We start from the raw sequence: 23,199 nt of genomic DNA, 5'->3' as shown, positions 1-23,199 counted from the left end.
TTTGAAAATGAAAGCCCTGCAAGACTTGGACATCTTTGTGCGCACCGTGGACACCGGCAGCCTCTCGGCCACCGCACGGGCGTTGGACATCACCCCGGCGGCGGCCAGCGCCGCGCTCAAGCGGCTGGAGGCTGAGCTGCACACCAGCCTGCTGGTGCGCTCCACCCGCAGCCTGCGGCTAACGCCCGAGGGTGCGGTATTTCTGGAACACGCCCGCCTGGCGCTGACCACCCTGGGCGAAGGCCAGCAGGCCCTGAGCACGGGCCGCCACCAGGTGCAGGGCGTGCTGCGGCTGGCGGCCTCGTCCGATATGGGGCGCAATGTGTTGCTGCCCTGGTTGGAGGAGTTTCAGGACCAGCACCCGCAGGTGCGGTACCGCCTGACGCTGTCCGACCGCATGGCCAATATGTACAGCGAGCCGGTGGATGCAGCTTTTCGCCACGGCAAGCCGCGCGACTCCAGCCTGGTGGCGCTGCCTGTGGCCCCCGACAACCGGCGCGTGCTGGTGGCCTCATCGGCTTATCTGCAAGTGCGTGGCACGCCCAACACGCCGCAGGATTTAACGCAGCACGACTGCCTGTGCTTCATGCTGGGCGGCGAGGTGAATGACCGCTGGAATTTCTCGCGCGACGACCAGACCTTGGCCGTGCGCGTGCAGGGTGGCCATGTGACTAACGACGGCGACGTGGTGCGGCGCTGGGCCCTGGCCGGGCGCGGTGTGGCCTACAAGGCATGGATCGACGTGGCCCATGATCTGGCGGCCGGCCGGCTGGTTGCGCTGTGTCCCGAGTGGGAGACCGAACATGTGCCGCTGTACATGGTGCTGCCGGACCGGCGCCAGCTCACCCCGGCGCTGCGCCTGCTGCGCGAGTTTGTAGCCCAGGCCTGTGCAGCACTGCCTGGTGCCGACAGTTTGAAGTCAAATAGGCTGCTAGCCCCCGTCAATTAAGCGCAAGCAGCTCCTGATTTGGTAGCGCGCTGTCGTCGGTCTGGAAGACGGCCACCACGCGCACCAGTTCGCTGGCTTGGGATTTGAGGCCGCTGGCGGCCGCGGCCATCTGCTCCACCAGGGCTGCGTTCTGCTGGGTCACCTGGTCCATCTCGTTGACCGCTTCGCCAATCTGCGAGACACCCGCGCTCTGGTCCGAGCTGGCCGCGCTGATCTCGGCCACGATATCGCTCACCTTGCGGATCGCGCCCACCACCTCGGCCATGGTGCTACCGGCGCGGTCCACCAGCGCGGTGCCTTGCTCCACGCGCTGCACGCTGGTGCCGATGAGCTGCTTGATCTCCTTGGCGGCATCGGCGCTGCGCCCAGCCAGGCTGCGCACTTCGGACGCCACCACCGCAAAGCCGCGCCCCTGCTCACCGGCACGCGCAGCCTCTACGGCCGCGTTCAGCGCCAGGATGTTGGTCTGGAAGGCAATGCCATCAATCACGCTGATGATGTCGGCAATCTTGCGGCTGGCCTCGTTGATGCCCTTCATGGTTTGCACCACCTGGCCCACCACATCGCCGCCTTGCACGGCTACAGCGGAGGCGTCCAGCGCCAGCTGGTTGGCGTGGCCCGCGCTCAGCGCGTTCTGCCGCACCTTAGCGTTCAGGTCTTCCATGCTGGAGGCGGTTTCTTCCAGTGCGCTGGCCTGGTGTTCGGTGCGGCTGCTGAGGTCGTGGTTGCCCTGCGCGATCTCCGAGCTGGCGTTGGCCACACCATCGGCACCATGGCGCACCGCGTGCACGATCCTTGTGAGCGAGGCCTGCATACGCGCCATGGCCGCCACCACACTGGTGCTGTCGCCCTCGCGCACGGCAATCGGCGTGGCCAGGTTGGCATCGGCAATGGCGCGGGCCAGTTGGGCCACGTAGGCCGGCTGGCCGCCCAGCTCGCCCAGCAGGCGGCGCGTGATGAAAACGCCCAGCACGATGGACACCAGCACCGCAATGCCCGAGACGCTGAGCAGCATGAGGTTGGCGCGCATGACGGAGGCGCGCCCTTGTGTCTTGGCGGCTTCGGCTTGGGCCACGTGGGCGGCCCAGAGTTTCTGCACGGCGTCGTATGCGCCCTGGTAGGCCTGTTGGCTGGGGCCGCTGAAATAGTCGCTGGCCTCCACCGCGCGTTCCGACTCAGCCCCCGCGGCGGAGTTGGACATTTGCAGGAAGGTGGCGCGCGAGGCATTGAACTTGGCCAGCGCATCGGTCAGCGTCTTCACCTCGGCACCCTGGTCTTGCGCGCCGCCTGTGGCGGTGTAGCGCTGCAGCGCGGTGTCCAGCGCCTTCACCGCGGTTTTTACCGCGGCCTCTTCGCGGTCCTTGGCGGGCATGGTCAGGGCTGCCAGGTGGCTGAGTTCGGCCGTGCGCACCACCTGCAGCCGGTCGTTCACCTCACTCAGCGCAGTCAGCGTGGGCAGGGTTTGGTCTACCAGCGACTCAAGGTCTTGGTTGATGGCAGCAATGCGGCTCCAGCCGGTGAGCGCCAGCATGAGGCCCAGCGCCACCATGGCGGCAAAGGCCGCGCCCAGTTGGCGGCCTACGGTCCAAAAAGAAGTGGTGGGCATGGTGCTGCTCCTTGTCATTTGTAATACCCCGCTCCGCGCATCAGCTGGTCGGTTTTTGCTTGCGCTTTTTGCAAGGCCTGGTCCACGGTCTGCTTGCCGGCCAGTGCATCGCGGATTTCGGCACCGGTGATCTCACCGATGTCCTGGAACTCGGGAATGGCGACGAACTGTACGCCTACATAGGGCGCCTTGCCCTCGGTCGCATCACGCGGATTGGCCGTCACCATGGCAATGGCCTCGGTCATGGCAAAGCGCGCTGCCTTCGTGAACTCGGGGCGCTGGTAGGTGGAGAGGCGTGTGCCGGATGGCATGGCGGCCCAGCCATTGGTGTCGGCCACCAAGCGCAGGTAGGGCTCAGAGGTAGCCCACTGCACAAAGCGCTGCGCCGCGTCGGCATTTTTGCTGCTGGCCGGAATCGCCAGTGCCCAGGACCAGAGCCAGCCCGCGCCTTTGGTGGTGACTGCCGTGGGGGCCAGCGAGAAGCCCGTCAGGGCGGCTACCTTGCTGAACTTGGGATCGATCAGCGCGCCGCCGGCACTGGTGGCGTCCACCCAGATGCCGCATTTGCCCTGGGCAAACAGGTCCAGGTTCTCGTTGAAGCTGTTGTTCACCGCATTGGGCGGGCCATATTGGGTCAGCAGCTTGATGTAAAACGAGATGGCGTCCTTCCAAGGCTTGGTGTTGATCTGCGGGTGCCAGCCCATGTCAAACCACTGGCCGCCAAAGGTGTTGACCATGGTGCTGAGCAGGGCCATGTTGTCGCCCCAGCCCGCACGCCCGCGCAGGCAGATGCCATACAACCCGGCCGCGGGGTTGTGGATCTTGGCTGCAGCGGCGGCGATCTGCTCCCAGGTGGGGCGGTTGCTGATGGAGAGGCCGACCTTGTCGAACAGGTCGGTGCGGTACATGGTCATGGAGCCTTCGCCGTAGAAGGGCGCGGCGTACAGGCGCTTGTTGTATGAGAGGCCATCGCGCACCGTGGGGATCAGGTCCTTCACGTTGTAGGCGTCGGTAGGCGTGATCTCGCGCAGCCATCCTTTGGCGGCCCAGATGGGCGTCTCGTACATGCCGATGGTGACCACGTCGAACTGGCCGCCCTTGTTGGTCACGTCGGCACTCACGCGCTGGCGCAGGTCGGCCTCTTCCATGGTGGTCCACTTGACGTGGATGTCGGGGTTGGCCTTTTCGAAATGCACGCTGAGCTTCTGCATTTCAATCATCTGCCGGTTGTTTACCGTGGCCACGGTAATGTCTGTGGCTGCCTGGGCGCAAGGCCCTGCGAGCGCACTGACGATGGCGACCCAAGTCCAGATCCAACGATTTTGTGTTTTCATAACCAATACGATGCAGTGAGAATCTGCATCTCAGGTTACGTCTCTGTATCGGCTTGCGCCAATACAGAGCTTCAAACGGCATATACCGGTTCTTCAATATCGGCTAGGGCTTTCCCTTAAGCGGAGTTGCCGCATCAAAGCCGTATCAGGACGCAGCGATTTAGTACTTGGCAGTCTGCTTCAGGCGCAGCTGGTTGGGCAGGGGCACGGAGCGGCGCAGCACGTCTTCGCCCAGCCAGAGCGCAGCACGGCGCGCGCGCGCGGCCACGGTGGGCAGGGGCATTTGCTGGTAGTCGTCGTTGAAAACCTCAAAGCTATAGTCGCCGCGGTACCCCAACTGGTGGAGCTTGAGCACCAGCTCGGCCAGCGCCGCGCTGTGCACGCCCTCACCGGGGAACACGCGGAAGGTGCGCGCGGTGCTGATGCGCTCTTCCACGGTCTTGATTTCGTTCCACATGAAGTCCGCCAGCTGCACCAGAAAAATCTTGCTGGGGTCTAGCATCTCCAGCTCGTCCAGCGGGGTCTTAGTGGCGAACAAGTGGAAGGAATCAAAGCCCAGGCCCAGGTTGGGCATGTCGGCCTGGGTGATCACATCCCAGGCCTGTGGAAACTCGTTGATGGTGCGGCCCCAGGACAGGGCTTCAAACGCCACCTTGATGTTCATGGGAATGGCCAGCATGGCCAGCTTGCGCAGGTCCTTCACCAGCGCATCGGTGTCGCCCGTGGCGTGGGAGGAGGTGCTGGAGCAGGCCAGCATCACGCGGCAGTCCAGGGCCTGGCACATCTCCATCATGCTTTTGGCAATGTCTACCTTGTAGGCATGCAGGTGGCCCGACAGGCCTTCAAAGTCGCGCAGCACCTGAAAGCCGGTGACGCGCAGGCCGCTGTCTTTCACCTCCTGTACGGCGGCCTCCCAGCCCTGGGGGTGGCCTACGAGGTCGCGGGCGGCCAGCATCACCTGGCCAAAGCCAGCAGCGCGCATGGCGTCCAGCTTGGCCTTGAGCGGCCCAGCCAACGAGATGGTGTCCATCCCGAAGTCGTCAAATCTGCCTTCGAATTGGCTCATGGGGTCAGCTCCGGGTGTGCAACACCAGCTCGAACATGGCATTGCCCATGGTGGGCCGGGTTAGCGCGCCCTTGCTGTCCTGTGCGGGGTCCTTGCTGGGCACAAACTCCACGCCGCGTGCGCGCAGCGCGGCCACGGTGGCCGGCACATCGGGGGTACCGAGGCCCACACGCTGGAAGCATTCATCATCTTCCACATCCAATACCCCGGGCTCGGGCTCAATGAGTTGGAGGTAGAAGGTCTTGCAAGGGCTTTGCAGAATGAGCCCTTTGGGCAGGATGCCAAAGCGGGTGTCTGCGGGCAGGGCGGTGAAGCCAAACAGCGCGCTGTAAAACTCGGTCCAGTCGTCGCTGCGGTCATTGCCGATGTATTGCACCACGCCAAAGAAGTGCAGCCCCGCAATGGCGGATGGGTGTTTGTCCACCGCCGGCACGGGGGTGAAGTCCACGTCGTAAATGGAGAACTCACGGTGCCGGTCCACAAAGTAGATGCGGCTGTTGCCCACGCCGTGGATGGCGGGAATGTGCAGCTCCATCACCTCCACCTGCACCGGTACGGCCCAGGCCCCGCGCTCCAGCGCGCGCTGGTAGGCGGCCGAGGCGTCGTGCACGCGCAGCGCAATGGCGGCAATCACCGGTTTCTCGGTCAGCGCGGCGCCGCGGCCATGGGCGTTGACGATGACATTGATGTCGCCCTGGCGGTACAGCAGCACCTCGCGCGAGCGGTGGCGTGCAATCGGGCGGAAGCCCATGGCCTCCAGCACCTGGCCCAGCGCCTGCGGCTTGGAGGTGGCGTATTCGATGAACTCGATGCCTTCCAGACCCAGCGGGTTGGGGCCTTCGTCAATGTGTTCGCGGTCTGCGCCACTGGGGCGGGAGGGGCTGGAGGCGATGGCCATGGGTTTCTTTTTGGGAGTCAGGTTGCGCGTGACTGTAGTGAGGCAGGGTGGTTTTAGAAACCGGTTTTTGGGGTTGTTTGTGCGTTTATCGATCATTTATGATCGATAAACGATCGATGCAAGGGTTTTTGCCATGTTTGAAGTAGTGCCGGTAGTCCCCATGCCCTCTATGCAGGCCCCGCCTTCCAGCATGCCGTTGCAGGCCGAGCCACCTGCTTCCGTGTTGGACCGCCGGGACTGGATTGCGGGTCTGGAGAAGGGGCTTGCCATCATTGAAGTCTTTGACGATGCCCACCCCCGCATGACCGCCAGCCAGGCCGGCGAGCGCTGTGGCATGACACGTACCGCCGCACGCCGCTACCTGCTGACGCTGCAGCACCTGGGCTATGTGGCTACGGACGGCAAGCTGTTCTGGTTGACGCCACGCGTGCTGCGGCTGGGCCAGTCCTACCTGGAGTCCGCCCGCTTGCCGCGCACGGTGCAGCCTTTTTTGCAGCGTGTGACGGCGGGCATCCAGGAGATTGCCTATGTGAGCGTGATGGACGGGGACGACATCGTCTACATCGCCCGCAATGGCAGCAACCGCAGCATGAACACGGGCTTTGTGCTCGGTGCCCGCGTGCAGGCCCAGGTGACGGCGGCTGGCTTGCTTATTCTTGCGATGCGCGAACCGGAATGGCTGGAGCGCTGGCTGCGCAACCACGAACTTAAGGCCTACACCTCCCACACCATCACCAGCAAGGACCAGTTGCGCCAAGAGCTGGCGCGCATCCGCCAGCAAGGTTGGGCCGCATCCGAACAACAGCTGGAACTGAACTACCGTGGTGTGGCGGTACCCTTGATAGACCGGCACGGCGTGCTGGTGGGGGCGCTGAATGTGACGATGCCCATGGGCAAGGAGTCCACCGAGGCGGCCACCGCCCGCGTGTTGCCCGTGTTGCAGGAAACTGCGCGCGCCATGCGCAACCTGATTTGAACTGAGGAGCAAGAACAATGACCAAAGGCTATTGGATCGCCCGCGTGGACGTGAGTGACATGGAAAAGTACCAGGGCTATGTCACCGCCAACGCCATCCCGTTTGCCAAATACGGGGCGCGCTTTTTGGTGCGCTCCGGAGCCTACGAGGTTGTGGAGGGCAGCGCTCGCAAGCGCAATGTGATCATCGAATTTCCCAGCTACCAGGCTGCGCAGGACTGCTGGAATTCCCCGGAGTACCAGCACGCCAAAAGCCTTCGCTTGGGCGCTGCTACGGCGGACATCCTTCTCATTGAAGGGTTTGACGGACCGCAACCCGGCGAGGCGTGAAGGGCGCGAGCTAGCGCGGCATCCAGGTGCCGCAGTTCCAGCACTGCTCAAATCCGCCTTCGACCAGTTCGCCGCATTCGCATTGCCAGCGGTGCTGCGGAACGTTCTGCAGATGGTGCAACAGTGTTCGGGCGTTGGCCTCTTGCTCGGGGTGCTTGATCCAGACTTCCGGCAGGCATTGGTCCGGAGGGAGCTCGCCGGCAGCACTTCCCAGGTATTGCCGTTGGACACTCGCTTCAATGCCCTCGGCCTGGAGCGCATCAGCCCATAGCGTGGCGATCTGCAGGTTTGGCGCTTGGGCTAGACGTGGCATGGCGAGCCGTCAGGACTTGGTTTTTCTCGCAGACTTGGCTTTACCCGCACTATTCAACGCAACCGCCGCAAGAACGAGCGCCTTGAAGGCGGATGGGTCTACTTCTTGCCCCTCGTAAATGTCCAGCGCGCGACGTGTGTTTCCGTCGAGACTGGCATTGAAGAGTGCAGATGGGTCTGGCAGGGACGCGCCCTTGGCGAAGGTGAGTTTGATCTTGTCCTTGTACGACTCACCGGTACAGATGATGCCGTCGTGCGACCAGACCGGGGTACCCATCCACTTCCATTCTTCGACCATGGCCGGGTCCGCCTCCTGGATCAACGCGCGCATCCTGCGGAGGGTTTCTCCCCGCCAGTCCCCGAGATCGGCGATTCGCTGGGAGATGAGGTCCGATGCTGATGGGCTTGGATTGGCGTCGAGCTTTGTCATGTTCTCCTCCTGCTGTTCTAGCAAGTTTGCATGGGGCGTGGGTGAAGGCTCACCCCGCCATCAATTTGTGTACCAAGTCCGCAGTGGTTGACGCCTTGTATTTCCGCATCAGCCGCGCACGGTAGATCTCCACTGTACGGTGGCTGATGGCGAGTGTCTTGCCGATTTGCTTGGACGTCAGGCCCTGCATCAAGTGCGCAGCGACTTCGCGTTCACGCGGGGTGAGCTCGGCTTTCACGGGGCGGCGGGCACTCAGGTCTTCAAAGCACCATATGCCGGCTTCGTGCGGCGCATTCTGGTTCAGCGCGCGTCCGGTCACGTGGCACCAAAAGGCCTCGCCCTTGAACCGGCCGTCCACGCGCTTCATGATGCGGTCGTCGGCATAGGCTCCATCCCGGTTCATGATGGGGGCGATGCGGGCGCCAGTGCGTTCAAACTCGTCGGCGCTGGGGTACAAAATCTGGAAAGATTGGCCGATGAGCTGCTCGCGCGCGGCGCCAAACATGTCGCACAGTTGCTGGTTGCAGTCCACGATGGTGCGGTTGCGTGAGAGGGCCAGACCCACGGGGGCCATGCTGAACGCCAGGCGGTAATCGATGTCCATGGAGTGAAGGAGTGGGACAAAGGTTCGAGGGTTAGGCTTTACGAAAAACTACGTAGTTCTATAAGTAGTATCGTAGCGGCCATGTTGTTTTCATCCACCTAGGAGATACGCGCAGTGAACAAAATCTATCCCAGTGCCGCCAAGGCACTTGAAGGCATCGTCAAGGACGGCCAGTTGCTGGCCGTGGGCGGCTTCGGCCTCTGCGGCATTCCCGAGGCGCTGATTGACGCGCTGCGCGACAGCGGCGTGAAGAACCTGACCGCCATCTCCAACAACGCGGGCGTGGACGGCTTTGGCTTGGGCAAGCTGCTGGAAACCCGCCAGATCAAGAAGATGATCTCCAGCTACGTGGGCGAGAACAAGGAGTTCGAGCGCCAGTACCTGGCGGGTGAACTGGAGCTGGAATTCACCCCCCAGGGCACGCTGGCCGAGAAGCTGCGTGCCGGTGGAGCAGGCATTCCGGCCTTCTTCACCAAGACGGGTGTTGGCACCATCGTGGCCGAGGGCAAAGAGCTGCGCGAGTTTGATGGTGAGACCTATGTGATGGAGCGCGCCCTGGTGCCCGATGTGGCGCTGGTGAAGGCGCACCGTGCCGACAAGTCGGGCAATTTGCAGTTCCGCTTTACCGCACGCAACTTCAACCCCGCAGCCGCCATGGCCGGCAAGATCACGGTGGTGGAGGTGGAGGAGATCGTGGAAACCGGCGCCATTGCGCCCGACCAGGTACACCTGCCCGGCATCTACGTGCACCGCATTGTGTTGAACGCCAATCCTGAAAAGCGTATCGAGAAACGCACCATTACCCCGAAAGAAGGAGTCTGACCATGGCCTGGAACCAAGACCAAATGGCGGCCCGCGCGGCCCATGAGCTGGAAGACGGCTTTTATGTGAACCTGGGCATCGGCATTCCCACCTTGGTGGCCAACCATGTGCCCGCGGACAAGGAAGTCTGGCTGCAAAGCGAGAACGGCATGCTGGGCATCGGTCCGTTCCCCACCGAAGATGAAGTGGATGCCGATCTGATCAACGCCGGCAAGCAAACCGTGACCACCATCAAGGGCAGCAGCATTTTTGGCTCGGACCAGAGTTTTGCCATGATCCGCGGCGGCAAAATCAACCTGTCCATCCTGGGCGCCATGCAGGTCAGCGCCAAGGGTGACCTGGCCAACTGGATGATTCCCGGCAAGATGGTCAAGGGTATGGGCGGTGCCATGGACCTGGTGGCCGGCGTGAAGCGCGTCATCGTGCTCATGGAGCACGTGGCCAAGAAGAAGGACGGCACCACGGACTTGAAAATCCTGCCCCAGTGCACCTTGCCGCTGACTGGCGTGGGCGTGGTGGACCGCATCATCACGGACCTGGCCGTGATGGACGTGACGCCCGAAGGCCTGAAAGTGGTGGAGCTGGCACCGGGCGTGAGCCGTGAAGAGCTGCAGGAGAAAACAGGGGTTCCCCTGCTCTGAGAGCCTGCTGACACCGGGTAAGATGCGATCGCCATTTCAAACCCGGGGAAAACATGTCCAGAGCTCTTAAATTCCTGATGTTCATTTACGCCGTGGTGCTGATCACCACGGGTGCCTTCATGGTTCTCATCGTCAATGCGGACGAGGGCTCGCAGCCCTGGATTGCCTTGCTGGTGCGCAACCACGGCATCGTGTTTGTGTGGCATCTTGCCTGCTGGATGGTGATGGGCATGTTCTCCAACTACTACTGGGACCTGTTCAACATGGGCAAGGGCCTGGAGTCGGTGCAGGTGGGTCGCATTGTGTTGCCCCTGTTGGTGTCGCCCATCGTGTTCTACCCCACCTACAACCTCTGGTTGTCCAGCAGCTCGCAGAGTTACATCCTGTTTGAAGTGATTGCCTTCCAGGGAGGCTTCTTCTGGCAGGCGCTGTTCACCAAGGCCAAACCCATTGAACAGTCGCCCGTGATTCCCTGGTCCGTGAACAACGGCGCGCGCAACAGCCGTGCCACGGCTGCGCCGCAGGGCCCGGAACTGGGCCGCTAAACGTAGCGCAGTTCAGCAACAAAAAAACGGGGCTTCAAGCCCCTTTTTTTTGTTGCCTGCAAAGCAGCGTGCCCGTCAGTGGGCGCCGGCGGCGGCTTCTTTGGCGGCTGCAGCGCCCATGCGCTTGGGGCGCGCCAGCCACACCAGCGGAATGAGCAGGAGGAAGATCACGGCCGAGGCGTAGAACACATCGTTGGCGGCCAGCGTGGCGGCCTGCTGGTCAATCATGCGGTTGATCTGGCTCAGTGCCTGCTCGTTGTTCATGCCCGAGGCATTCAGACCTGCCAAGGCGGTGTTCGAGGCGCTGCTGCCGCGGTTGATCATTTCCGTCAGCTGGGCGTGATGCATGGTCGTGCGGTCCTGCCAGATGGTGATGGCAATGGAGGTGCCAAACGACCCGCCCAAGACCCGTGCAAAGCTGGAGAGCCCGGAGGCGGAGGCGATCTTGTCCCCCGGCACACCACCCAGCGTGATCGTGGTCAGCGGGATGAAGAAGAACGCCAACGCCACGCCCTGGATCACCGTGGGGATCATCAGCGTGCCAAAGTCTGCCGAGGTATTGAAATGGGACCGCATGAGTAGCACCACAGCAAACACGATAAATGCAAAGGTGGTGAGCTTGCGCGGATCGAACTTGGCAATATTCTTCCCCACCAGTGGCGACAGGATGATGGCGAACAGCCCCACAGGTGCCATCAGCATGCCAGCCTGGGTCGAGGTGTAGCCCATGAACTGCTGCAACCACAAGGGCAGCAAGACCAGGTTGCCCATGAACAGGCTGTAGGCCACAGACATGGACACCGTGCCAGTCCAGAAGTTGCGTACCTTGAACAGCTTCAGATCCACCACCGGGTGGTCATCCGTGAACTCCCAGACGATGAAGTAGGCAAAGGCAATCACCGATACCACGGTCAGCGTGACGATTTCGGTGGAGTGGAACCAGTCCAGCTCTTTGCCACGGTCCAGCATCATCTGGATGGCGGTGACGGCCACCACCAGCAGGCCCAAGCCCACCGTGTCGATAGGCAGTTTGCGGGTTGGCGTTTCACGCTTGTGGAAGATGGTCCAGGTGATGAATCCTGCGAGCAGACCGACAGGGATGTTGATGAAAAAGATCCAGCCCCAGTGCGCGTTGTCGGTGATCCAGCCGCCCAACAGCGGCCCCATCACAGGCGCCACCAGCGTGGTCATGGCCCAGAGTGCCATGGCCATGCCGGCCATGGCCGGCGGGTAGCTGGAGAGCAGCAGCGTTTGGGCCAACGGCATCATGGGGCCAGCAACAAAGCCTTGCAGCGCACGGGCCGCAATCAGCGTGTTCATGTTGGGAGCCAGTCCGCACATCCACGACGAGAGCACGAATAACAGCACGCTGGTGACGAACAGGCGCACCTGTCCGAAGCGTTGTGACAGCCAGCCTGTCAGTGGCAGCGCAATCGCATTGGCCACGCCAAAGCTGGTGATGACCCAGGTGCCCTGGTTGGGGCTGACGCCCAGGTCACCTGCGATGGCAGGCAACGAGACGTTGGCAATGGAGGAATCCAGCACGTTCATGAACGTGGCAGCGGATAGGGCAATGGTGCCCCACAGCCGCGCGGAGCCTTGCAGTGGCGCCGGCGGCGTGTAAGCGGCAGGGGAGCTCATGCAGACCCGGGCTTAGTTGGCCTGAACCAGGGTGGCAGCCGCAGCTGCGTGGGCTACAGCGTGGCCAGCGGTGCGCGGGGCGCTGTGGCCCAGGTTGGCGGCAATGACGCGCTTCACCTCGTTGCTGGCTTGGCCGTCCAGTGCGGAGTACACCTCGGTTTGCACGCTGCTCGCGGTGCGAGGGGCGTCAGCCAGAGACTTGCCGGTTTGGTCGGTCACATCCACGGTAGCTTCCATGGACAGGCCCACACGCAGCGGGTTCTGGGCGAGTTGCTCTGCATCCAGTGCCACGCGCACAGGCACGCGCTGAACCACCTTGATCCAGTTGCCCGTGGCATTTTGCGCAGGCAGCAATGCAAACGCTGCACCGGTACCGGCACCCAGACCAGCCACGGTGCCTTTGTATTCCATGCGTTTGCCGTACAGGTCAGCAGTCAGGGTGACAGGCTGGCCAATGCGGATGTTGCGCAACTGCACTTCCTTGAAGTTGGCATCCACCCACAGCTGGTTCAACGGGATGATGGACATCAGCGGTGCGCCGGCGGCCACGCGTTGACCCAGTTGCACGGTGCGCTTGGCCACATAGCCGTCCACGGGCGCAGGCAAGGCGGCGCGGTGCAGCGCCAGATAGGCCTCACGCACCTTGGCGGCAGCGGCCATCACACTGGGGTGGCCTTCTACATTGGTGCCTTCGGTCAGCGTCTGGTTGCTGCTCAGCTGTTCGCGTGCGGCGGCCACACCGGCCTGGGCGGCGGCCAGCGCGTTTTGTGCGGTGGCAAGCTGCGACTTGGCGTGGTTGAGCTCTTCCTTGGACACGGCGCCGTTGCCCGACAAGGCTTGGCGGCGGTTCAGGTCATCGGTGGCGCGGGCAATTTCGGTTTGCGCCTTGGCAATGTCTGATTCACGCAGGGTTACTTGGGCCGAGAGGCTGCCGTTGTTGGCGTACAGGGTGCGCACCTGGCGCACGGCCTGGGCCAGATTGGCTTCTGCCTGGTCGAGCGCCACCTTGGCGTCCGCAGGGTCCAGTTGCACCAGGGGCTGGCCGGCTTTCACGTAGTCGGTGTCGTCGGCCAGGATGGCCGTCACGGTGCCGCCAATTTGCGGTGTGATCTGTACCACATTGCCTTGCACATAGGCGTTGTCGGTTTCCTCGGAATGGCGCGAGCCATACCACTGGAAGCCGCCATAGGCCAAGCCCAGCAGAACCACGATGGATACGACGGTGAGGGCCTTTTTGCGCTTGCCGTTAGGTGCGTCGGTTGGAGCGGGAGCGGAGGTTGTAGGTGCGTTCATGATGGGTACCTGTAGAGATATGGGGTTCGGTTCAAATTACTTGGCGGTGGCCACAGCGGTGGTGGAGTCGGGCTCGGTGTAGCCACCACCCAGCGCGCGGATCAGCTGTACTTGTGTGTCCAGTGCGCGGGCGGCCAGGTCCACGCCCAAGCGGCGCTGTGTCAGCACGGCAGTTTCGGCGTTGAGCACGTTGAGGTAGTTGCCCAGGCCTGCCTCGTAGCGCTGCACGGCAATGGCATAGGCGGTTTCGGCCGAGCTTTGCGCAGCGCGTTGCTCAGCCTGCTGGCGGCGAATGGCCTGGGTACTGGTCAACTGGTCGGCCACGTCACGCACGGCGTCGATCACTGCGCCGTTGTAGGTCTCGATGGCGGCGTCCAGGTCGGCGGTCTTGCCCTTGAGGTTGGCACGCAGGCGGCCGCCTTCAAAAATGGGCAGACGGATAGCCGGGCCCACACCCCACTGGTCGCTACCGGTTTCCACCAGGCGTTCCAGCCCGATGCTGGAAAAGCCGGCGAATGCGGTCAGGTTGATGTTGGGGTAGAACTGCGCCTTGGCGTTGCTCACGTCCTGCGTGGCCGCCTCCACGCGCCAACGGGCGGCGGACACATCGGCCCGGCGACCCAGCAAGTCCAGCGGGATAGACTTCACTTCCGTCTGCGCATTTGCTACGGTATTGATAGCTGCTGGCTCAGGTTTGACGAGGGCTAGAGCACCGTTTGGCTGTGAAGTCAGGGCGGTGAGGGTATTCACCAGCAGGGCTTCCTGCTCTTTGAGCGCTTCGATCTGGTAGCGCGCATCAGGCAGGGCACTGTCGCTTTGTTGTTGCTCCAGTGCGGTGTCCAGCCCGGCCTTCACGCGGTCCTGCACCAGTTGCTGGGCTTGCTGGCGCTGTGCCAGCGTGCGCTGGGCGACGTCCAACTGGCCCTGAATGCGCACCCACTGGAAGTAGGTGCGGGCCACGTTGCTGGCCAGCAGCATGCGTGCAGCCTGGGCATCGGCCTGGGCGGCGCGGCTTTGGCCGATGGCGGCATCCAGCGCCGCGCGGTTCTTGCCGAACAGGTCCAACTCCCAGCTGGCGCTGGCCTGCAAGGTGCCGCTGTCACGGATAGAGCCGGCCAGCGGTGCGGGGATCATGCCGTTCTTGGTGTACTTCTGCTGGGTAGCGTCCAGGCTGGCGTTGACCTGGGGCAGGGTATTGGAATCCACGCCGTCAATGGCCGCTTGTACGCGCTGCAGCCGGGCTTGCGCCACGCGCAGTGAGGGGCTCTTGGCCAACGCCTGGTCTACCAGGGTGTTGAGCTGGCTGTCGCCAAATGTCTTCCACCACTGGGCGTCCAGCGCGGGGTTGGCCGCGGGAATGGCCTCTTGCGACAGGCCCACGGCCTGGGGCGCAATCGGCTTGGCCTGCGAAAAGATGCCGGAGAAATTGGCACAGGCGGTAAGCGATGCCAGGGCCACGACGGTCAGCGTGTGGCGTGCCCAGCGGGCGGAAGTGGGGGAATCAAGCCGCATCGGGGCCTCCTGTGGTGGTTGTATTGGGGGCCATGGCCGTAGCGGCGATAGCTTTGGAGTTGTTCAAGATGCGCTGCAACAGGCTCTTGAGGAGTTCAAATTCTTCTGCCGAGAAGCCTTCCAGGTGAGCGTTTTGCACCCCGCTCAACACCCGGGGAATTTCAGAGGCAGCGTTGTTGCCTGCCTCCGTCAGTTCAATGTGCACCACGCGGCGGTCTTCTTCCGAGCGCTTGCGCTGGCACAGGCCTTTGGCTTCCAGCCGGTCCAGCATGCGGGTGGTGGCGCCGGCGTCCAGCTGGCATTCACGGGCCAGCTCGGCCACAGTGGATGCGCGCTTGGTGTACAGCTTGTAGAGCGGAATCCACTGCGCGTTGGTCAGTTCGGTGTGCGCCAGCTGGCGCTCCACCTCCTGCCCCACATGGTTGATGATTTGTCGCATCAAGTAGCCCACGCTGCCCTCAGGCTTGTAGCCTGCCGCGCAATAGAAGCTGGGGGGGGTGTCGGAATCTTGCATGGCCTTAATATTAATTGCTTAGGCAATAATTGTCAAGGCTGTTTTTGTCTGGGCTTTCATTGATAAGGCATTGAAGTGGCGACTGCCTTCAAATTCACTCGAATGGGGGATGGTTTCTTGACCGCATGGTCAATACGATCAAACGCTTATTTTTATCAGGGAGTTTTATGCGTTTGGTTGGTACTTTTGTGGCGCTTGCAATGGCCGCGTCTTCGGTTTTTGCAGTAGACCTTTTTGAGGATGGAAAGCCGATCGAGTTTGTCAAAGGTGCAGCCATTGCACCTGCTACCACCATCGGTGGCTATGCAATGCTGCATGACGTAGGCACGTGGCACTTGCTTGAGCTCGGCGGAACCATGTCTTCCACTCAGGGCGATGCGCAGTCCATCAAGCGCGGATATGGGACGATGCTGCAAGTGGACGCCAGTGGGGACGTGGTTGGGTCCTTGTCCATGGCCGTAAATTTGACGACGACGGGGCAAAACCAGTTCACCTTGGGCACCCCGTGCGGCGGTTCTCATGTGGTGACTCTCAAAAAAGGCGCAGGTGTCTACGACAACTGCATGACGATTGATGCGGACAGCTTCCAGTCGCAGTCTGGGCCAGCGACTTTCTTCTCGATCAAGGTGACACAAACCCGCAGTGGTGGGCGCATTTACGTCATGGATCTTCGGTTGATGGCCGATGTGCTGGGGTTCAGCGGCACCCGAGTGTCCGACTGGAGCGAGGATGCGTTGCGGGACTCCAAGGACAGGGCCGCTTTGATCCAGCGCATGAAAGCGTGGGGAGAGCAGCTACAGGATGCTGCGGGTCGGGCCATTGATTTCAGCAAGCCCGCTGACGCCTTTGCTGCGGTACCGTCTTATCGAACGCTGGTTGCAGTCCAATAAAAAAAACGCCGGGTCAACCGGCGTTTTTTTTGGGTCAATCGCGATTACTTCAGGATGTCGCCCAGGCAGAGGTACTTCACCTCCACATAGTCGTCCATGCCGAAGTGCGAGCCTTCGCGGCCCAGGCCGGACTGCTTGACGCCGCCGAAGGGTACGTGTTCGGTCGCCAGGATGCCGACGTTCACGCCCACCATGCCGTACTCCAGCGCCTCGCCCACGCGGTAGATGCGGCCGATGTCGCGGCTGTAGAAGTAGCTGGCCAGGCCGAACTCGGTGGCGTTGGCGGCGTCAACGGCTTCCTGTTCGGTGCTGAACTTGAAGACCGGAGCGAAGGGGCCGAAGGTCTCTTCGCGTGCGCAGAGCATGTCTGCAGTGGCGCCCGATACGACTGTGGGTTCGAAGAACTGGCCCTGCAGCGCATGGCCGCCGGTTTCCACCTTGCCACCCTTGGCCACGGCGTCGGCCACATGGCGCTTGACCTTCTCGACTGCGGCGTCCTCGATCAGCGGGCCCTGCAGCACGCCGTCTTCAAAACCGTTGCCGACCTTCATGGCCTTGACCTTGGCGCTGAACTTGGCGACGAACTGCTCGTACACGCCAGCCTGCACATAGAAGCGGTTGGCACACACGCAGGTCTGGCCTGCATTGCGGTACTTGCTGGCAATCGCGCCTTCCACGGCCGAATCCACATCGGCGTCGTCGAACACGATGAAGGGCGCATTGCCGCCCAGCTCCAGCGAGAGCTTCTTGATGGTGGGTGCGCTCTGCGCCATGAGGATGCGGCCCACCTCGGTGGAGCCGGTGAAGCTCAGATGGCGCACCACGTCGCTCGCGCAGATGACCTTGCCCACGGCGATCGACTGTTCGCTGTCGGCGGTGAGCAGGTTGAGCACACCGGCCGGGATGCCGGCGCGGATGGCCAGCTCGGCGGCGGCCAGCGCCGTCAGCGGCGTGAGTTCGGCGGGTTTGATGAGCACGGTGCAGCCGGCCGCCAAGGCGGGTGCCACCTTGCGCGTGATCATGGCCAGCGGGAAGTTCCAGGGCGTGATGGCGGCGCATACGCCAATCGGCTGCTTGATCACCATCAGGCGGCGGTTGTTGTCGAACTGGGGCAGGGTTTCGCCGTTGACGCGCTTGGCCTCTTCGGCAAACCACTCCACAAAGCTAGCGCCATAAGCGATCTCGCCTTTGGCCTCTGCAAAGGGCTTGCCTTGCTCGGCCGTCATGATGCGGGCCAGGTCGTCCTGGTTGGCCATCAGCAAGTCAAACCATTTGCGCAGCAGGATGCTGCGCTCCTTGGCTGTCTTGCCCTTCCAGGCGGGCAGGGCGGCGTTGGCGGCGGCGATGGCGGCTTCGGCGTCCTTGGGGCCCAGGTTGGCCACGTCGGCCAGCTTCTGGCCGGTGGCGGGGTCCAGCACGTCGAAGCGGCTGGCGCCGCGCAGCCAGGCGCCGTTGACCAGCGCGTCGGTCTTGAGCAGGCTGGGGTCTTTGAGCAGGGAAAGGGGGAAATTCGACATCATGGCTCCAAAAAATCAGTAAATGGGCTGCTGGCCCCCATGGAATATGCGCGAGCAGCTATGAAAAATGTAGCGAAACCGGACCTGGCCTTATCGCAGCGGAACACCTGGCAGCACGCAGAGCATCTCGTACAGGAGATTGGCGCCCAGCAGGGCCGTGTTGCCCGTGGTGTCATAGGGAGGCGATACCTCCACCAAGTCTGCACCAACGATATTAAGCCCGCGGCAACCACGGATAACTTCCAGCGCCTGGGGTACGGTCAGGCCGCCGATTTCCGGCGTGCCGGTGCCCCCGGCATAGGCGGGGTCGATGCCGTCAATGTCAAAGCTGAGGTAGCAGGGCGTGTTGCCCACGCGCTGGCGTACCTGTTCCATGACCGGGGCCAGCGACTGGTACCAGACCTCGTGCGCAGGCACGATGGTGAAGCCCTGGCGGCGTGGCCAGTCAAAGTCGTCTGCCGCGTAGCCGGTGCCGCGCAGGCCGATCTGGGTGACCTTGTCACAGGCCAGCAGGCCTTCTTCGACGGCGCGGCGAAACGGTGTGCCGTGGGCAATGCGTTCACCGAACATGTCTTCGTTCACATCGGCGTGAGCGTCCACATGCACCAGCGCCACCGGCCCGTGCTGGGCGGCGATGGCGCGCAGGATGGGCAGGGCGATGGTGTGGTCGCCCCCCAGTGTGAGGGGGATGCAGCCGTGGCCCAGCACCTCGGTGTAGTACGCCGTGATGATGTCCACCGACTTGGTGAGCGAATAGGTGTTGATGGGCACATCACCCAGATCCGCCACCTGCAGGGCGTCAAACGGGGCCGCGCCCGTGGCCATGTTGTAGGGGCGCAGCAGGCAAGATTCTGCGCGGATCTGGCGCGGGCCGAAGCGCGCACCGGGGCGGTGCGAGGTGCCGATGTCCAGCGGGATGCCGATGAAGGCAGCGTCCAGCCCCTGGGCGGTGGTGGCCTGGGGCAGGCGCATCATGCTGGCGATGCCGCCAAAGCGCGGCATCGCGTTGCCGGAGAGAGGTTGGTTCAGTTCCATGTCGATGATCAGGCCTTGCGGCCGCGCAGCCACTCCAGCACCAGCAGCATGCTGGTGGTGAACAGGATCAGCAAGGTGGCCACGGCGGCGATGGTGGGGGAGATGTTTTCGCGGATGCCGGTGAACATCTGGCGCGGCAGGGTGGTTTGCTCTGCACCGGCCAGAAAGAGCGTGACCACCACTTCGTCAAACGAGGTGGCAAACGCGAACAGCGCACCCGAGATCACACCCGGGGCAATCACCGGCAGGGTGACACGCATGAAGGTGTTGAACGGGGTTTCGCCCAGGCTCAGCGAGGCGCGCACCAGGTTGTGGTTGAAGTTGGACAGTGTGGCTAGCACCGTGGTGAGTACAAAGGGCGCGCCCATGGCGGCATGCACGGCAATGAGGCCTATGTAGCTGTCGCTCAGGCCCAGCGGGGCGAAGTACAGGTAGGTGGCCACACCGATCACGATCACCGGCACCACCATGGGGGCGATCAGGACTGCCATCAGCAGGCCTTTGAAGCGGAATTCGGTGCGCGTCAGGCCGACGGCGGCCAGGGTGCCCAGCACGGTGGCGATGGCGGTGGCGGCCGGCGCCACGATGAAACTGTTGCGCATGGCGCTGGACCATTCGGGCGCATGGAACAGGTTCTGGTACCACTTGAGTGACCACCCGGGGATCGGGTAGGTCAGGAAGGACGAGCTGGAGAACGACAGCGGGATGATGGCCAGGATGGGTGCGAGCAGATAGCCCAGTACCAGCACACACACGATGCGCAGCAGCCACCAGCCAGCCTTGTCGGCCAGCGTGAAGTACAGGGGGAATTCGGGCAGTTTGAACATGGGTGCGTTCCTCAGGCCAGCGCCAGGTCAGATTTGCCGATGCGGCGGTACACGCCATACAGCACCATGGTGGTGATCAGCAGCAACGCGCCCAGCGCGCAGGCCATGCCCCAGTTCACCTCCACGTTGGTATAGCGGGCGATGTAGTAGCTCAGCATCTGGTCATCTGCGCCACCCAGCAGGGCGGGTGTGATGTAGTAGCCAATGGCCAGGATGAACACCAGCAGGGCACCTGCGCCCACACCGGGAAAGGTCTGCGGCATATAGACGCGGACAAACGCAGTCAGCGGCGCGCTGCCCAGCGAGACGGCGGCACGCACATAGGTAGGTGGAACGCTCTTCATCACGCTGTACAAGGGCAGGATCATGAAGGGCAGCAGGATGTGCACCATGGAGATGATGACCCCCGTGCGGTTGAACAGCAGGGCCAGCGGTTCGCTGATCACGCCGATGCCCAATAGTGCGCCGTTCACCAAGCCTTCGGATTGCAGCAACACAATCCAGGCCGCCACCCGCACCAGGATGGAGGTCCAGAACGGCACCAGCACCAGGATCATCAGCACATTGGCCTTGCGTTCGGGCAGGGTGGACAGCCAGTAGGCCAGCGGATACGCCAGCAGCAGGCACAGCAGGGTGACGGTGAAGCTGATCTGGAAGGTGCGCACCAGAATGCCGCTGTAAGCACGTTGCTCTTCGGGCATACGCTCGATGTGGCCGTTGGCATCGCGCTTCAAATCCACCGAGGCCAGCAGGTAGTCCGGTGTCCAGCGCGAGCCGTTTTTGGCAATGGCTTGCCAGAACTCGGGTTCGGCCCAGCGGGCGTCTTTGTCCAGCAACTGCTGGCGAACGGTTTCGGCATCGCCTTCGATGGGCAAGCTCTTGTAAGCGCCCATGATCAGCGAGCGGGCGCCGGGGGCTTCGGTGTTCAGGCGGCGCGCCAGCGCGCCAGCATCTGCCGTGTCAGGCAGGTGCGATAAATCTTGCACTAGGGCTGCATAGGCAGCCGCTTGGGGCTGGGATGTGCGGTCCCAACTGGCCAAGGCCTCTACCGTCGTGGGCAGGGCCTTGGCGACTTCGGGGTTCTCCACCGCCCGCATCAAGAGGGCAGCGATGGGAACCAGCAGGGTCAGGAGCAAAAACACCAGCAAGGGTAGTGTCAGGCTGAAGGCCCGCCATTTGCGGCGGGACTCCGCACGGGAGAGTGCCGCACGGAGATCGCCCGGGGGCTGGATGGCACTGGCTTGCATGGACATGGGTTCAGGCTCCTGACGGTCTGCGGATTACTGCGTGGCCCAGGCAGCGAAGCGTTTTTCCAGAGCTTCGCCCTGGTCCGCCCAGAAGGTGGTGTTGAACTGCAAGGCTTCCTTGGCGTTTTTATCGGAAGTCGGCAGGTCATCCAGCACCTTCTTGTCCAACTTGGCCAGAGCCTTCTTGTTGGTGGGACCGTAAGCGATGTTCTGGGCGTAGACGGCTTGGTTCTCAGGCTTCATGGCGAAGTTCAGGAACTTGTAGGCCGCGTCTTTCTTGGCCGTGCCTTTGGGGATGACCCAGTAGTCCAGGTCATAGATGCCACCGGGCCAGAATATCTGCAGGTTGCGGCCTTCACGGTTGGCGGCGTCGATGCGGCCGTTGTACACGGTGGACAGCACCACGTCACCGGCGACCAGGAACTGGGGCGCCTGGGCACCGGCTTCCCACCACTGGATGTTGGGCTTGAGGGCGGTCAGCTTCTTGAATGCGCGCTCGGCACCGTCTTTGGTGGCCAGCACCTTGTAGACGTCGGCAGGCTTCACACCGTCGGCCAGCAAGGCAAATTCGAGGTTGTAACGGGCGCCTTTGCGCATGCCGCGCTTGCCGGGAATTTTGCTGGTGTCGAAGAAGTCAGCCCAGCTGGTGGGGGCTTTCTTCAGCTTGTCGCCGTTGTAGGCCATCACGGTGGACCACACAAACACGCCCACGCCGCACTCGCTGACTGCGGAAGGCAGCAGGTCGGTTTTGGGCGCAATCTTGCTGTAGTCCAGTTTTTCAAACAAGCCTTCGTCGCAGCCGCGGGCCACGTCGGGGGATTCGACTTCCACGAGGTCCCAGGTCACGTTCTTGGTTTCCACCATGGCCTTGATCTTGGCCTGCTCGCCGTTGTATTCGACTGCCGTGACCTTGAGGCCTTCTTTGGCGACCGGTTCGTAGTAGGCAGCTTTCTGGGCGTTGGCATTGGCACCACCGAAGTTCACCACGGTGATGGTGTCTTCAGCGTGAACATTCATCGCAACGCAGGCAGCAAGAGATGCCAACGCGATCAGGCTTTTTTTCATGGAGAAATTTCCTTTAGAGGTTGAGGAAGGGACGGGGGAAAAATTCAGAGTGCGTAAATGCGCGTAAACGGGGCTGGAAACTCCAGGTGCACCGTGTGGCCCACGGCGGGCGGTGTGAGGGCGCAGGCATGGGTCAGCGGCAGCTTGACGGTGGCTTGCGCCTGACCGGCACCCAAGTCGCACTGCAGACGCATGTGGTCACCGTAATACACAATGCCGGCCACCTGTGCAGACACCGTATTCAGAGCGGCTGGGGCCTGCACATGCAGCGCAATGCGCTCGGGTCGCACGCAGGCTTCCACCGCAGAGCCCGCGGCTGCTTGATTGACATTGATGCCCTGCAGCGTCTGGCCAAGGCCGAGCTCAATGCACGGGGCCTGCGCAGTACCACCCAGCGTTCCGCGCAGCACCGTGCTGTCGCCCACAAAGCCGGCCACAAACCGGTTGCTCGGGGTTTCATACAGGCTCTGGGCATCGGCCAGTTGCTGGATCACGCCCTCGTTGAACACCGCCACGCGGTCACTCATGGTCAGGGCTTCTCCCTGGTCGTGCGTGACATACACAAAGGTCACCCCCAGTTGGCGGTGCAGTTCCTTGAGTTCGAGTTGCATGTGCTCGCGCAGCTGCTTGTCGAGCGCACCGAGGGGCTCGTCCATGAGCACCAGCTGGGGCTCAAACACCAGCGCGCGCGCCAACGCCACGCGCTGCTGCTGGCCGCCCGATAGGCGGGTGGGCAACCGCTCGCCCATGCCGGTGAGACGTACCATGTCCAGCGCCTTTTGCACGCGCTTGGTTTGCTCGTCTTTGGGCACTTTGCGCACGGTGAGCGGGTAGGCCACGTTCTGTGCCACGGTCATATGGGGGAACAAGGCGTAGTTCTGGAACACCATGCCAAAGTTGCGCTTGTGGGGCGGGGTGCGGGTGATCTGCTTGCCATCGAGCAGGATGTCGCCCGCCGTGGGGGACTCGAACCCAGCCAGCATCATCAGGGTGGTGGTCTTGCCGGAGCCCGAAGGGCCCAGCAGGCTGAGGAACTCACCGCGCTGGATGTCGAGGTTCAGCTCCCGCACCACCAGCTGTTCGCCGTCGTACGTTTTTTGTACGCCGCTAAAGCGCACCAAGGGTTCTGTAGAGGACATGTGTTCT

24 protein-coding genes are annotated in these 23,199 nt (G+C 62.7%); 7 read left to right on the top strand and 17 right to left on the bottom strand.

The annotated features are described in order from the left end of the window. The first annotated feature begins 7 nt into the window (after positions 1 to 7). A complete protein-coding gene (locus AC07OE_RS10075; RefSeq protein WP_495070425.1) occupies positions 8 to 949 on the top strand; it encodes a LysR family transcriptional regulator in 942 nt (313 codons plus the stop codon). Here AC07OE_RS10075 and AC07OE_RS10070 read toward each other — a convergent pair. The 4 genes from AC07OE_RS10070 to AC07OE_RS10055 form a co-directional block, all read right to left on the bottom strand. Next, positions 942 to 2,555, bottom strand: coding sequence for a methyl-accepting chemotaxis protein (locus AC07OE_RS10070; RefSeq protein ID WP_495070424.1), 1,614 nt, complete (start codon positions 2,553 to 2,555; stop codon positions 942 to 944). The two genes, AC07OE_RS10075 and AC07OE_RS10070, sit on opposite strands and share 8 nt — an antisense overlap. Positions 2,556 to 2,569: 14 nt before the next feature. Continuing rightward, a complete protein-coding gene (locus AC07OE_RS10065) occupies positions 2,570 to 3,889 on the bottom strand; it encodes an ABC transporter substrate-binding protein (protein ID WP_495070423.1) in 1,320 nt (439 codons plus the stop codon). Between the two features lie 160 nt (positions 3,890 to 4,049). After that, positions 4,050 to 4,955 (bottom strand): sugar phosphate isomerase/epimerase family protein, encoded by a 906-nt coding sequence (locus AC07OE_RS10060; RefSeq protein ID WP_495070422.1) that lies wholly within the window; start codon positions 4,953 to 4,955, stop codon positions 4,050 to 4,052. A gap of 4 nt (positions 4,956 to 4,959) precedes the next feature. After that, the gene (locus tag AC07OE_RS10055) at positions 4,960 to 5,853 is read right to left on the bottom strand and encodes a 4-hydroxyphenylpyruvate dioxygenase (RefSeq protein WP_495070421.1); all 894 of its coding nucleotides are present in this window, start codon (positions 5,851 to 5,853) and stop codon (positions 4,960 to 4,962) included. Between the two features lie 190 nt (positions 5,854 to 6,043). Here AC07OE_RS10055 and AC07OE_RS10050 point away from each other — a divergent pair, with 190 nt between their 5' ends. Beyond that, entirely contained in the window at positions 6,044 to 6,829 is a 786-nt protein-coding gene (locus AC07OE_RS10050) for an IclR family transcriptional regulator domain-containing protein (protein ID WP_495070491.1), read from the top strand. A gap of 17 nt (positions 6,830 to 6,846) precedes the next feature. Then, on the top strand, positions 6,847 to 7,158 hold the full coding sequence (locus AC07OE_RS10045; RefSeq protein ID WP_495070420.1) for a DUF1330 domain-containing protein: 312 nt from the start codon (positions 6,847 to 6,849) through the stop codon (positions 7,156 to 7,158). Between the two features lie 10 nt (positions 7,159 to 7,168). Here AC07OE_RS10045 and AC07OE_RS10040 read toward each other — a convergent pair whose 3' ends face one another. Genes AC07OE_RS10040 through AC07OE_RS10030 form a run of 3 tightly spaced genes read right to left on the bottom strand, consistent with a single transcriptional unit; the run spans position 7,169 to position 8,504 of the window. Further along, positions 7,169 to 7,471, bottom strand: coding sequence for a DUF2007 domain-containing protein (locus AC07OE_RS10040; RefSeq protein WP_495070419.1), 303 nt, complete (start codon positions 7,469 to 7,471; stop codon positions 7,169 to 7,171). A gap of 9 nt (positions 7,472 to 7,480) precedes the next feature. Then, entirely contained in the window at positions 7,481 to 7,900 is a 420-nt protein-coding gene (locus tag AC07OE_RS10035; RefSeq protein WP_495070418.1) for a DUF1801 domain-containing protein, read from the bottom strand. A 49-nt stretch (positions 7,901 to 7,949) separates the two neighbouring features. Beyond that, positions 7,950 to 8,504: a LuxR C-terminal-related transcriptional regulator gene (locus tag AC07OE_RS10030; RefSeq protein ID WP_495070417.1), complete on the bottom strand. Its 555-nt coding sequence runs from the start codon at positions 8,502 to 8,504 to the stop codon at positions 7,950 to 7,952. A gap of 114 nt (positions 8,505 to 8,618) precedes the next feature. Here AC07OE_RS10030 and AC07OE_RS10025 point away from each other — a divergent pair, with 114 nt between their 5' ends. Genes AC07OE_RS10025 through AC07OE_RS10015 form a run of 3 tightly spaced genes read left to right on the top strand, consistent with a single transcriptional unit; the run spans position 8,619 to position 10,512 of the window. Further along, positions 8,619 to 9,326: a CoA transferase subunit A gene (locus AC07OE_RS10025; RefSeq protein WP_495070416.1), complete on the top strand. Its 708-nt coding sequence runs from the start codon at positions 8,619 to 8,621 to the stop codon at positions 9,324 to 9,326. A 2-nt stretch (positions 9,327 to 9,328) separates the two neighbouring features. Beyond that, on the top strand, positions 9,329 to 9,967 hold the full coding sequence (locus AC07OE_RS10020; protein WP_495070415.1) for a CoA transferase subunit B: 639 nt from the start codon (positions 9,329 to 9,331) through the stop codon (positions 9,965 to 9,967). 53 nt (positions 9,968 to 10,020) lie between these two features. Next, on the top strand, positions 10,021 to 10,512 hold the full coding sequence (locus AC07OE_RS10015) for a hypothetical protein (protein ID WP_495070414.1): 492 nt from the start codon (positions 10,021 to 10,023) through the stop codon (positions 10,510 to 10,512). A gap of 75 nt (positions 10,513 to 10,587) precedes the next feature. Here the strand turns inward: AC07OE_RS10015 and AC07OE_RS10010 are convergent, their stop codons facing one another. The 4 genes from AC07OE_RS10010 to AC07OE_RS09995 are packed head-to-tail and all read right to left on the bottom strand — an operon-like array spanning position 10,588 to position 15,472. Then, a complete protein-coding gene (locus AC07OE_RS10010) occupies positions 10,588 to 12,153 on the bottom strand; it encodes a DHA2 family efflux MFS transporter permease subunit (protein WP_495070413.1) in 1,566 nt (521 codons plus the stop codon). Positions 12,154 to 12,165: 12 nt separating this feature from the next. Beyond that, positions 12,166 to 13,446 carry an HlyD family secretion protein gene (locus tag AC07OE_RS10005; protein ID WP_495070412.1) on the bottom strand — a complete coding sequence of 427 codons (1,281 nt, stop codon included), beginning with the start codon at positions 13,444 to 13,446 and terminating at the stop codon, positions 12,166 to 12,168. 36 nt (positions 13,447 to 13,482) lie between these two features. After that, positions 13,483 to 14,958 carry an efflux transporter outer membrane subunit gene (locus tag AC07OE_RS10000; protein WP_495070411.1) on the bottom strand — a complete coding sequence of 492 codons (1,476 nt, stop codon included), beginning with the start codon at positions 14,956 to 14,958 and terminating at the stop codon, positions 13,483 to 13,485. Continuing rightward, positions 14,948 to 15,472, bottom strand: a complete 525-nt coding sequence (locus tag AC07OE_RS09995; RefSeq protein ID WP_495070410.1) for a MarR family winged helix-turn-helix transcriptional regulator — start codon at positions 15,470 to 15,472, stop codon at positions 14,948 to 14,950. Before AC07OE_RS09995 ends, AC07OE_RS10000 begins: the two co-directional genes overlap by 11 nt. 125 nt (positions 15,473 to 15,597) lie before the next feature. On the opposite strand from AC07OE_RS09995, the gene AC07OE_RS09990 reads away from it, so the two are divergent. After that, positions 15,598 to 16,362 carry a hypothetical protein gene (locus tag AC07OE_RS09990; RefSeq protein ID WP_495070409.1) on the top strand — a complete coding sequence of 255 codons (765 nt, stop codon included), beginning with the start codon at positions 15,598 to 15,600 and terminating at the stop codon, positions 16,360 to 16,362. Positions 16,363 to 16,406: 44 nt separating this feature from the next. Here AC07OE_RS09990 and AC07OE_RS09985 read toward each other — a convergent pair whose 3' ends face one another. The 6 genes from AC07OE_RS09985 to AC07OE_RS09960 form a co-directional block, all read right to left on the bottom strand. After that, positions 16,407 to 17,879 carry an NAD-dependent succinate-semialdehyde dehydrogenase gene (locus tag AC07OE_RS09985; RefSeq protein WP_495070408.1) on the bottom strand — a complete coding sequence of 491 codons (1,473 nt, stop codon included), beginning with the start codon at positions 17,877 to 17,879 and terminating at the stop codon, positions 16,407 to 16,409. Between the two features lie 90 nt (positions 17,880 to 17,969). Further along, positions 17,970 to 18,920: an agmatinase gene (speB, locus tag AC07OE_RS09980; protein WP_495070490.1), complete on the bottom strand. Its 951-nt coding sequence runs from the start codon at positions 18,918 to 18,920 to the stop codon at positions 17,970 to 17,972. 2 nt (positions 18,921 to 18,922) lie between these two features. Further along, positions 18,923 to 19,741, bottom strand: coding sequence for an ABC transporter permease (locus AC07OE_RS09975; protein ID WP_495070407.1), 819 nt, complete (start codon positions 19,739 to 19,741; stop codon positions 18,923 to 18,925). Between the two features lie 11 nt (positions 19,742 to 19,752). Then, positions 19,753 to 20,994 (bottom strand): ABC transporter permease, encoded by a 1,242-nt coding sequence (locus AC07OE_RS09970; RefSeq protein ID WP_495070406.1) that lies wholly within the window; start codon positions 20,992 to 20,994, stop codon positions 19,753 to 19,755. Between the two features lie 27 nt (positions 20,995 to 21,021). Beyond that, entirely contained in the window at positions 21,022 to 22,053 is a 1,032-nt protein-coding gene (locus tag AC07OE_RS09965) for an ABC transporter substrate-binding protein (protein WP_495070405.1), read from the bottom strand. A 44-nt stretch (positions 22,054 to 22,097) separates the two neighbouring features. Continuing rightward, on the bottom strand, positions 22,098 to 23,192 hold the full coding sequence (locus tag AC07OE_RS09960) for an ABC transporter ATP-binding protein (protein ID WP_495070404.1): 1,095 nt from the start codon (positions 23,190 to 23,192) through the stop codon (positions 22,098 to 22,100). Between the last annotated feature and the right edge of the window lie 7 nt (positions 23,193 to 23,199).

The organism is Rhodoferax sp. GW821-FHT09E07, from assembly GCF_059416145.1.
This window is presented reverse-complemented; position numbering and strand designations above follow the sequence as displayed.